The following is a 9,796-nucleotide window of genomic DNA, read 5'->3' on the forward strand; positions in this document are numbered from 1 at the left end:
TCGTCGCGGTGATGGCCGAGCCGCGCGACCTGCAAAAGGCGGTGGGCTCGGGTGACGGCGGCTGGTCGGCGCAGGTGGATGCCGGCGGGCGAGGGCAGATCCGTGCGCCGGATGGCTCGCTGGCGTTGCCGGATGCCTTCGAGCGCTTCCTGCCCACCGTGTATCTCTACGACAACTTCCCCGGTGGTGTCGGTCTCAGCGAACCCTTGTTCCGCCGCGCGCCGGAACTGGTGCGCCACGCATTGGCCACCGTGCAGGGCTGCGAATGCAAGGCCGGTTGGCCGGCATGCGTTGGCCCCGTGCTGGCCGCTGACGAACAGCGCGACCTGACTCCGAAGTCCCTGGCAGCGAAGGTGCTCGCATTACTGGGCGCAGCCGCGTGAGCGACCTCGCCGCAAAACTCGCGGCCCTGCGCAAACAGGCCGGCGCGACGCAACCCGCCCCTACACCCCCGCCTGTGGGAGCGCGCTCGCGCGCGATGAACCCACCGCAGCCCCCACCCGCTGTTGTGGGAGCGCGCTCGCGCGCGATGGACCCGCCGCCAGCCCCATCGCGCGCAAGCGCGCTCCCACAGGGCGGAATCGGCCTCGACGCCTTGCGCCGCATGGCCGGTGTGCGCCAGCGCCTCGGCCTCGTGCGCCCCGTCGCGCCGCGTCCCGTAACACGCGATGTGCCCGGCGAGGAGATCGCCCCGGGCCTGCGATACCTCGAACACACGAGCGCGTGGCCGGAGCCGCCGGCCGAATTCGACCTCACGTTCGCCCGCCTCACCACGGCACGCCGTGAACACCTGCTGCACTTCGATACCGAAACGACGGGCCTCGCCGGCGGCACCGGCACGCGCGCCTTCATGATCGGTGCGGCGGACTGGTTCAACGGCCACCTGCGCGTGCGCCAGCTGTACATGACGAGCATGGCTGCCGAGAGCGCCATGCTCACCGAGTTCGCCCGCTGGGTGCGCACGGACACGGTGTTGGTGAGTTACAACGGGAAATCCTACGATGCGCCGTTGCTCGCGACGCGCTACCGCCTGGCCCGCCTGGCCAATCCGCTGACCGGCCTGATGCACGTCGACCTGCTGCATCCGATGCGGCGCCGGTATCGACAGGTATGGGAGAACTGCAAGATGCAGACGGCCGAGCGCAAGCTGCTGCGCATCGTGCGCGAGGATGACCTGCCGGGCTCCGAAGCACCGCGGGCATGGCTCAGGTACCTGCGTGGCGGCTCGGCGACGGATCTGGTCCGCGTGGCTGAACACAACCTGCAGGACGTGCGCAGCCTTAGCGGGCTGCTGGTCGAGGCCCATGGCTGGGCGGCGCGGGATGCGCAGGAAAACATGCTCGCCGGTGACGAAAAATAGACGTGCCGCCGCGCAGGCTGCGGGGTGCGTTGACGTCAGGAGGCGCGTAATGAACGAATCGACCAAGCCCTGCGACCATGCCGGCTGTGGATGCCAGGTCCCGGTGTCGCGTGACTTCTGCAGTGAAGCCTGCCGCATGGCGGCGGAAGAGCAGAACGTCGGTGGCGCATGCGAGTGCGGCCACGCCGCGTGCCAGCAGCGGCACTAAGGAGGTGAACGTGATGACCAACGACGGGAAACAGGAAACCCCGGGTTACAAGGAAGAGAACCCGAAACCCCGCAGCGGCAAGGAAAAGATCCCGGGTGAAGGACACCCGAAGGAGCACCAGAACATGCCGAAGGATAAGCCGGGTAAGCAGGGTAGCTGACGCTGATACGCGTCGCTGCGCGAAGTGATGTGTAGGAGCCCACCCTGTGGGCGACATCTTTCGATGCTACGCTTCAGGTTTCGAGCGGCTTCGCGAACGGCGTCGCGCACAGAGTGCGCTCCTACGAGGGAGCGCACCCTGTACTAGTGGCTTTACGCCGCCTTGCGAATCAGGCCGCCAATGCCGGCGGTGGCCGACTCAACGGCCTTGGCCTTGTGGTCGTCGCTCATCGCGACGCCTTCGGCGCGGACGAACTCGACATCGGTCACGCCGATGAAGCCCAGCACCGAACGCAGGTACGGTTCCTGGAAGTCCATGCCAGCCGCCGGGCCGGCGGTGTAGATGCCACCACGCGACGAGGCGATGATCACGCGCTTGCCACCCGCCAGGCCTTCCGGGCCGGTCGCGGTGTAGCGGAAGGTCTTGCCGGCGACCAGGATGCGGTCGATCCAGGCCTTCAGCGAGCTGGTGATGCTGAAGTTGTACATCGGCGCGCCCACGACCACGACGTCCGCTGCCAGGAACTCTTCCAGGACCTTGGCCGCTTCAGCGGCATTCGGGTCGTCTTCACCGGCCGGCAGGCCCCAGTGGGCGAGCGGGGCGGCGTGCAGATCACGGTAGGTGACCTCGGTGCCGGGGTGGTTGTTCACGAACTCCGAGACGATGGCCTGGGTCAGGCCGCGCGAGACGGAATGGGCGCCCAGGGCGCTGGCGTCGATATGCAGGAGTTTCATGGCAGGTCCTCTTTTCGTCGGTCCCGCAGGCAGCGGGAATGGAAGAAAAGGTACGCTTCGGACAATCACTTGATTAGTCGGCATGGAGTAGACTGATTGTTCCGGATAGGAAACGACTGAGGAACGCCCTGATGGAAGGCGCCTTGCAAGACCTGAACGATCTCTATTTTTTCGCCTCGGTGGTCGAGCACGGGGGCTTTTCAGCCGCCGGCCGCGCCCTGGGGATCCCGAAATCGCGCCTGTCCAAGCGCATCGCCCAGCTAGAGGACCGGCTCGGGGTCCGCCTGCTCCAGCGGACGACCCGGCGCTTCGTCGTCACCGAGATCGGCGAGCGCTTCTACCAGCACTGCCGCGCCGTCCTCGAAGAGGCCAAGGCGGCCCAGGATGCGGTGGACGAGCTGCGCACGGAGCCGCGCGGCATCGTGCGGATCAGCTGCCCCATCTCCATCGCGCAGAACATCGTGGGGCCGATGCTGCCGGCCTTCATGCTGGAGCACCCCAAGGTGCAGATCCGCCTGACCGCGACCAACCGCCGCGTGGATTTGATCGGCGAGGGCTACGACGTGGCGGTGCGCGTGCGCGAGAAGCTCGACACCGACGCCACGCTGGTCCTGCGCAGCATCGGCTATGCCCGCAGCCTCCTCGTCGCCAGCCCCAAGTTCCTGGACAGCCACGGTCGCCCGAAAACGCTGGAAGAACTGGCCCAGCTACCCGCGCTGAGCATGTATGAGCACGAAGGCGCGCAGGTGTGGGAGCTGGTTGACCCGGCCGGGAAGAAGGCCGCGGTGGAAGTGAAGCCGCGCCTGGTCAGCGGCGACTTCACCGTGCTGATCTCGGCGGCCCTGCAGTGCTGCGGCGTGGCGCTGCTGCCCGAGGACTACTGCGCGCCCCTGCTCAGCAATGGCCAGCTGGAATGGGTGCTGCCGGAGTACACCACGGCGCAGGGCACGCTGCATTTCGTGTACCCGAGCCGCCGCGGCCTGCTGCCGGCGGTGCGCAGCTTCGTGGATTTCCTCGCCGAGCGCCTGCCCAAGGCCCAGGCCGAATTCCACAAGGATTGCCAGAAGGTGGCCGATGACCCGGACAGCAGGGGGGCGATCGCCATGCGCCGCATGCTAGGATCGGAAAATACGGCCGCGTTTGGCCGTCCAAACGAAGAAGGGCGTTCGATGCAGATCGAGACCAAGCTTCCGAAGGTCGGCACGACCATCTTCAGTGTCATGAGCCAGCTCGCGCTGGAGCACAAGGCCGTGAACCTCGGCCAGGGTTTCCCGGACTTCGAGCCGCCGGAACCGCTGCGCGAGGCGATCACCCGTGCCATGGCCGAAGGCAAGAACCAGTACGCGCCGGGCGTCGGCATCGCGAAGCTGCGTGAACAGATCGCGCTGAAGACCGAGCGCCTGTACGGCCACCGGGTGAGCCCGGATACCGAGGTCACCGTTACCTCTGGCGCCACCGAGGCGCTGTTCTCGGCCATCGCCGCCGTCGTGCGCGCCGGCGATGAAGTGATCGTGTTCGACCCGTGCTACGACAGCTACGAGCCGGCGATCGAACTGCAGGGCGCCGTTGCCGTGCATATCCCGCTCGAGGTCCCGTCGTTCGGGATCAACTGGCAGCGCGTGCGCGAGGCGATCACGCCTAAGACCCGCATGATCCTGGTGAACTCGCCGCACAATCCTTCGGGTGCCGTGATCTCGCGCGCCGACCTCGACGAGCTGGCGGCGATCGTGCGCAACACCCCGATCGTCGTGCTGTCCGACGAGGTCTACGAGCACATCGTGTTCGATGGCGCCGAGCACCAGAGCGTGCTGCGCCACGAGGAACTGGCCGCCCGCAGCATCGTCGTGTCGTCCTTCGGCAAGACCTACCACTGCACCGGCTGGAAGGTCGGCTACGCCGTGGCGCCGAAGGCGCTGACCGCCGAGTTCCGCAAGGTGCACCAGTACCTGACGTTCTGCACGTTCAACCCCGCGCAGTGGGCGTTCGCCGAGTTCCTCGAATCCACGCCCGAGCATTACCTCGAACTGCCGGCGTTCTACCAGGCCAAGCGCGACCGCTTCCGCGAGCTGCTTGCCCCGTCGCGGCTGAAGCTGCTCGACGTGCCGGGTGGTTACTTCCAGCTGGTGGACTACAGCGCCATCCGCGATACCGACGACATCAACTTCAGCGAATGGCTGGTCCGCGAGGGCGGCGTGGCGGCGATCCCGCTCAGTCCGTTCTATGAAACGGCGCCGGATACCCGCCTGGTCCGCCTGTGCTTCGCCAAGAACGATGCCACGATGGAAGCCGCCGCGGAGCTCCTGTGCAAACTCTGACCGTCTCGCTCGTCCAGGGCGCCACGCGCTGGCACGATGCCCCCGCGAACCGCGAGTACTACGGCCACCTGGTACGTACCGCGCCGCGCAGCGACCTGTTCGTGTTGCCGGAGACCTTCCTCTCCGGCTTCACCAACGACACGCTGGCCAACGCGGAGACGATGGATGGCGAAAGCGTCGCGTGGCTGCGCGCCCTGGCCATCGAGGTCAATGCGACGATTACCGGCAGCCTGGTCATCCGCGAAGGCGAAACGGTCTATAACCGGCTGATGTGGGTGTCGCCGAATGGCGAGCTGGTCACCTACGACAAGCGCCACCTGTTCCGCATGGCGGGCGAACATACCCGCTATGGCGGCGGCCGCGAACGGCTCATCGTCGAGCTGAACGGCTGGCGGATCCTGCCGCAGGTCTGCTACGACCTGCGTTTCCCGGTGTGGCTGCGCAACGGCCGCAACGAGGCGGCCGCGGGTGGCATGGATTATGACCTGGCGCTGTTCGTCGCGAACTGGCCGTCGCCTCGCCGCGGGCCCTGGCGCACGCTGCTGCGCGCGCGGGCCATCGAGAACCTGGCGTATGTGATCGGCGTGAACCGCGTCGGCGTGGACGGCAACAACCACCCGTACAGCGGCGACAGCGCCATCATCGATCCCGTGGGCGAGCCGCTGGTCGAGCTCGGCCCGGTGGAGCAGGTGGTCACCGTCACGATGGATCCCGCGCCGCTGCTGGCACACCGCGAACGCTTCCCGGCGTGGATGGATGCCGACGCGTTCGTGTTGAACACGGACGCGACGTAACTATTTCGGGGCCGGCTTGAACGGTACGGCCGGCCCGATTTTCGCGACCTTCTCCCACGCCTTCAGCTTGTCGGCAATGCCGGCGCCGACGTCGATCTGCGGTTCCGACGGGGTCACGGCGTCCTTCTTCTCCCACGCCGCGATCTCCACCTTCGCCTTGTCGAAAGCCTCGATGAAGTCCGGCGTGGCGTTGAGCCCCTCGGCTAGCCACGCGCGGCCGAAATAGGTGATATCCGAATCGGTGCCGCAGCCGAACGACGTGCGGTCACTGCGCGCGGAGGCCATGACCAGCGTGCCATCGCCACGCAGCTTCGGCAGGTAGCCGCCCGAATAGCAGGCGTTCACCACCACGACCTTCCAGCGGAAAGCATGCTTCGCCAGGATCTGGGCGAGCCCGTCGGGGTCGAGCTGGTCCAGCGGGATCGGGTCCATGTCGACCAGCAGGCTGTGGTCGCTGCCGCCATGGGTCGCCACGTAGACGAGGAGGATGTCCTCCTTCGGGTTCATCACCTTCGCAAGGCCATCGAGGCCGGCTTCGAGGTTGCTCCAGCTGGCCAGGGGCCGGCTCGCGAGCGTCGCCGGGTTGTTCTCCAGGACCAGCGTATGGTTCGGGCTGCCGAACCGCGATGTCACCAGCGTATCGAGGTACTCGGCCTCGTTGCGGAAGACGTCCTCGGCACCATCCGCGCCAAACGCCACCGCGTAGACGTTGGGCTTGCCGGGTGTGCGCTTCGCCAGCCTGCCGAGGGCGTCGTGGACGGCCGTGGGCTGCGCGGTGAACACCTGCTCGGGCGAGGGTGCGGTTTCCGGCCAGTCGCTGGCATCGAGCTGCAGGGCCTGGTCGTCGCCGGTGTCGGGTTCCGCATCGGCGACGGTCGCGTCCGCCGCGGGGGCCGCGGCGGCGTGCGTCGGCTTGTCTCCGGTGGTCGTGGCGTAGGCGACGCCAGCGGTACCGGTGCCCGGCACCGTCGTCGCCGATACCGGCGCCGCGGCGGGCCTGGCCAGCCCCGTGACGACCGGCCGGGGCCCGAAATGAAGGATCGTCGCCGTCAGCAGGGCGCCGGCGATGAAGCCGGCGAGGGTGTAGATCGCCGTGCGGCGGCGCGGATCAAGGCTGGATGGCATTGAAATCCGCCACGGCCGGATGGCCTGCGTCGAGCATGGGCAGCGGCGGGCGGATCAGGTGCGTGGTCTGCATGCCTGCGGCGCGTGCGGCATCGAGCTCCTCGCGGATGTCGGAGAGGAACAGTACCTGCGACGGTGCGAGGTCGATGGCTTCGGCGATGCGGCGGTAGGACTCCACCTCGCGCTTGTGGCCGGTCTGCGTATCGAAGTAGCCGGAGAACAGCGGGGTCAGGTCGCCGCTCTCGCTGAAGCCGAACATCAGCTTCTGCGCGGGAACGGAGCCGGAGGAGTACACGTAGAGCGCCAGGCCCTGGGCGTGCCATGCCCTGAGCCGGTCCGCGACTTCCGGGTACATGTGCGAGACATAGGCCTGCGCCTCGTAGCCCTCGCGCCAGATCATGCCCTGGAGCGCCTTGAGCGGCGTGGCCTTGCGGTCTTCGTCGATCCAGCGGATCAGCAGGTCGATGATCTCCGTCCGCGAGGCTTCGATGAGGCCGGCCTCTTTCGCCGCCTCATGCAGCCAGTGCTGCACCTCGGGCTCGTCGGCATGGGTCTCGACGAAGGCCGGCAGGTGCTGGCGGGCGTACGGGAACAGCACGTCCTTCACGAAGTCGATCGAGCTGGTGGTGCCCTCGATGTCGGTGAGGACGGCGCGGATATCGGACATGGGGGACTGCCTGCGGATCGGGGAGATCCGCAGGATAGCCGAGCCGGGACGGCTTTACGACGCGAGCGCGGTCGCGGACGGGTGGGGATCCATGCGCGGGAAACGCTCCGCGATGTCCTCGCCGGTGAAGCTGGCGACCCAGCCCTCGACATTGGTGAACAGGCGGATCGCCACGAAGTAGGGCGATACGCTCATGTCGAACCAGTGGCGGGTGCCATCCGGCACGCCGATCAGATCGCCCTTCTCGCAGAGCACTTCGTACACCTTGCCGTTCTTGTGCAGGGTGAACTGGCCGGCGCCCGCGACGAAGAAGCGGACTTCCTCTTCGCTGTGGGTGTGCTCGTTCAGGAACTTCGAGCGGAAGGCGGCGCGGTCGGGGTTGTCGGGCTTCAGGCTGATGACGTCGACGGCCTGGTAGCCGTTTTCCTTCATCAGGCGATCTATGTCGCCCCTATAGGCGGCGATCACCTCGTCCTGCGAAGCGCCCGGCTCGATCGGCTGGCTGGCCTCCCACTGCTCGAAACGCACGCCGATGGCGCTGAGTTCGGCGGCGATCGCGGCGTGATCGGTGAAGACACCGAGCGGCGTGTCATGGTTGGCGTCGTCGTAGATGCGTAGACGGCTCATGGGGAAAGCCTCCGGAGGTCGAGTTCGCAGCCCAGCAGGAATTCGAGGGCCTCGAGGTGGCGGCGGGTTTCCGCCATGTCGCGGCCCCAGGTGTAAAGGCCATGGCCATTAATCAGGTAGGCGTACAGCGGCTTGCCGCTGTCGATCCACGCATCGACCTGGGCCTCGAGTTCCGGCATGTGCTGGGTGTTGGGGAAGACGGGGATATCGAGCACGCTTTCATGCGTGGTGTAGCCGGAGATCGCCTTCTGCAACTCCCAGCCCTCGAGGTGTACACGCCCTTCGACGGCGAACAGCCGCGAGGCGACACTCTGCGTGCGGGAGTGGGTATGCAGGACGACGTTGGCTTCCGGGAAACGCTTGTAGACCTGGGTGTGCAGGCCGGTCTCCGCGGACGGGCGGTTGCCGCTGCCGACGGCCTTGCCATCCATGTCCACGACCATGATGTCGTCGCGGCCCAGGCGGCCCTTGTCGCGGCCGGAGATGGTGATGGCTGCGAGGTTGTCGTCCAGGCGCATGGAGAAGTTGCTGCTGGTCGCGGGCGTCCAGCCGAAGGCCGCGAGTTCGCGGGCCGCGTCGGCAATGGCATCGGCGTGGGAGGCGAGCAACGCCGGATCGATGTGGTCGAGGTTCTTGGTCATGGATTTGGACGGCTAAATCAGGCGGCGACTATAACATGGGGGTGTTTACAGCCCTTTGAAGGGCGCGCTGGCGTAGTGCGAACCATTCCGTTTTCCGGTTTTGCGTACGATGACAGCTATCCCCACGCATGAGGCAGCTCCATGGCGCAGTATGACAACGACACCACCGAAGGCCGCCGCCGCTTCCTGAAGGCTGCAGCGGGTTCCGTCGCCGCCGCCGCGGTGCTCGGCAGCCTGCCGCGCGTTGGCCAGGCCCAGGACCTGCCGCACCTCTCGCCCTCCGACCCCACGGCATCTGCCCTGAAGTACGTCGAGGACGGTAGCAAGGCGGCGGGCAAGAAGAGCCCGGGCGATGCTTGTTTCAACTGTAACTTTTACCAGGGCAAGGCCGGTGCCGCCTGGGGTCCCTGCCAGCTATTCCCGGGTAAGGCCGTGGCGGCGAAGGGCTGGTGCGTGTCTCACGCGGTCATGATCTGACCCGTCGGCCGGCCGACGGCCCAAAAAGAAAGGCCAGCCGAAGGGCTGGCCTTTTTCATGCGCGGCGTTCAAGGGAACGCACAAAATGCTGCCCAAGCGCGCCAGGCCGAGGAGCTGACCCGCCTGACGCGCTGGGCGGCAATCCGGGGCCCACTGCCAAGTGATTTACCCACGGAACCGGGATCATACTCCCCTCGGGGCGCGACCGGCCAATGGCAGTTAAATGACGACGGTGTTTCTGCGCATTTCGTCGCAAAAACAATCATTTAACATGAAATGTTAACGTAACGTTGTAGGAGCGCGCTTGCGCGCGATCGGGGTCATCCAGCGCGGCGATTCTTGCTGTGCCGGAAGCTGTAAGCGAAGTAAACGATCACGCCCAACGCGGTCCACACACCCAGCAAAACCCAGTTGCGCAGGCCAAGCGAATACAGCAGCCCGATGCAGCTGAGCACGCCGAGCGTGCACGTCACCCAGGCGAACGGAACGCGGAATGTACGCGGCGTATCAGGTGAGGTGTGGCGAAGGATCAGCACGCCGATGCATACCGCACAGAACGCGACGAGCGTTCCCATCGAGGTCAGGTCGCCGAGCAGGTTCAACGGGAACACCGCGGCGAGCGCCGCGATGCCTACGCCGGTGATGACCGTGTTGAGGTGCGGCGTGCGGTACTTCGGATGGATGGTGG

At 66.6% G+C, this 9,796-nt stretch carries 13 protein-coding genes and 1 pseudogene; 8 read left to right on the forward strand and 6 right to left on the reverse strand.

All coding sequences use genetic code 11. The annotated features are described in order from the left end of the window. From ACTHLF_RS03855 to ACTHLF_RS03870, 4 genes are all read left to right on the forward strand, one after another. Nucleotides 1–383 (forward strand): Zn-binding domain-containing protein (locus tag ACTHLF_RS03855; RefSeq protein WP_440325030.1); only part of this gene is annotated, 383 nt, incomplete at its 5' end. 221 nt (nucleotides 384–604) lie between these two features. Continuing rightward, nucleotides 605–1,360 carry a ribonuclease H-like domain-containing protein gene (locus ACTHLF_RS03860; protein WP_440325049.1) on the forward strand — a complete coding sequence of 252 codons (756 nt, stop codon included), beginning with the start codon at nucleotides 605–607 and terminating at the stop codon, nucleotides 1,358–1,360. Between the two features lie 49 nt (nucleotides 1,361–1,409). Continuing rightward, the gene (locus ACTHLF_RS03865; protein WP_440325031.1) at nucleotides 1,410–1,568 is read left to right on the forward strand and encodes a hypothetical protein; all 159 of its coding nucleotides are present in this window, start codon (nucleotides 1,410–1,412) and stop codon (nucleotides 1,566–1,568) included. Nucleotides 1,569–1,578: 10 nt separating this feature from the next. After that, on the forward strand, nucleotides 1,579–1,728 hold the full coding sequence (locus ACTHLF_RS03870) for a hypothetical protein (RefSeq protein WP_440325032.1): 150 nt from the start codon (nucleotides 1,579–1,581) through the stop codon (nucleotides 1,726–1,728). Nucleotides 1,729–1,880: 152 nt separating this feature from the next. Here the strand turns inward: ACTHLF_RS03870 and ACTHLF_RS03875 are convergent, their stop codons facing one another. Continuing rightward, on the reverse strand, nucleotides 1,881–2,462 hold the full coding sequence (locus ACTHLF_RS03875; protein WP_440325034.1) for an FMN-dependent NADH-azoreductase: 582 nt from the start codon (nucleotides 2,460–2,462) through the stop codon (nucleotides 1,881–1,883). 131 nt (nucleotides 2,463–2,593) lie between these two features. Between ACTHLF_RS03875 and ACTHLF_RS03880 the strand changes: the two are divergent. The 3 genes and pseudogenes from ACTHLF_RS03880 to ACTHLF_RS03890 all read left to right on the forward strand — a co-directional run. Continuing rightward, nucleotides 2,594–3,529 (forward strand): annotated as a pseudogene (locus ACTHLF_RS03880) (LysR substrate-binding domain-containing protein); the annotation flags it as partial. Nucleotides 3,530–3,631: 102 nt separating this feature from the next. Continuing rightward, entirely contained in the window at nucleotides 3,632–4,777 is a 1,146-nt protein-coding gene (locus tag ACTHLF_RS03885) for a pyridoxal phosphate-dependent aminotransferase (RefSeq protein ID WP_440325051.1), read from the forward strand. Beyond that, on the forward strand, nucleotides 4,765–5,571 hold the full coding sequence (locus ACTHLF_RS03890) for an amidohydrolase (protein WP_440325036.1): 807 nt from the start codon (nucleotides 4,765–4,767) through the stop codon (nucleotides 5,569–5,571). Before ACTHLF_RS03885 ends, ACTHLF_RS03890 begins: the two co-directional genes overlap by 13 nt. On the opposite strand, the gene ACTHLF_RS03895 is transcribed toward ACTHLF_RS03890, so the two are convergent. Genes ACTHLF_RS03895 through ACTHLF_RS03910 form a run of 4 tightly spaced genes read right to left on the reverse strand, consistent with a single transcriptional unit; the run spans nucleotide 5,572 to nucleotide 8,631 of the window. Continuing rightward, the gene (locus ACTHLF_RS03895) at nucleotides 5,572–6,696 is read right to left on the reverse strand and encodes a C13 family peptidase (RefSeq protein WP_440325037.1); all 1,125 of its coding nucleotides are present in this window, start codon (nucleotides 6,694–6,696) and stop codon (nucleotides 5,572–5,574) included. Further along, nucleotides 6,680–7,363: an acireductone synthase gene (gene mtnC, locus ACTHLF_RS03900; RefSeq protein ID WP_440325039.1), complete on the reverse strand. Its 684-nt coding sequence runs from the start codon at nucleotides 7,361–7,363 to the stop codon at nucleotides 6,680–6,682. The genes ACTHLF_RS03895 and mtnC overlap by 17 nt, the downstream gene beginning before the upstream one ends. A gap of 54 nt (nucleotides 7,364–7,417) precedes the next feature. Then, on the reverse strand, nucleotides 7,418–7,990 hold the full coding sequence (locus tag ACTHLF_RS03905; RefSeq protein ID WP_440325041.1) for a 1,2-dihydroxy-3-keto-5-methylthiopentene dioxygenase: 573 nt from the start codon (nucleotides 7,988–7,990) through the stop codon (nucleotides 7,418–7,420). Next, on the reverse strand, nucleotides 7,987–8,631 hold the full coding sequence (locus ACTHLF_RS03910; protein ID WP_440325043.1) for a methylthioribulose 1-phosphate dehydratase: 645 nt from the start codon (nucleotides 8,629–8,631) through the stop codon (nucleotides 7,987–7,989). The genes ACTHLF_RS03905 and ACTHLF_RS03910 overlap by 4 nt, the downstream gene beginning before the upstream one ends. 141 nt (nucleotides 8,632–8,772) lie before the next feature. Between ACTHLF_RS03910 and ACTHLF_RS03915 the strand changes: the two genes are divergently transcribed. Further along, nucleotides 8,773–9,108 (forward strand): high-potential iron-sulfur protein, encoded by a 336-nt coding sequence (locus tag ACTHLF_RS03915; protein ID WP_440325045.1) that lies wholly within the window; start codon nucleotides 8,773–8,775, stop codon nucleotides 9,106–9,108. Nucleotides 9,109–9,428: 320 nt separating this feature from the next. Here the strand turns inward: ACTHLF_RS03915 and ACTHLF_RS03920 are convergent. Next, nucleotides 9,429–9,796: APC family permease (locus ACTHLF_RS03920; RefSeq protein WP_440325047.1), on the reverse strand; the 368-nt coding region annotated here is incomplete at its 5' end.

This window comes from Luteibacter sp. (genome assembly GCF_051958795.1).
GTDB lineage: Bacteria > Pseudomonadota > Gammaproteobacteria > Xanthomonadales > Rhodanobacteraceae > Luteibacter.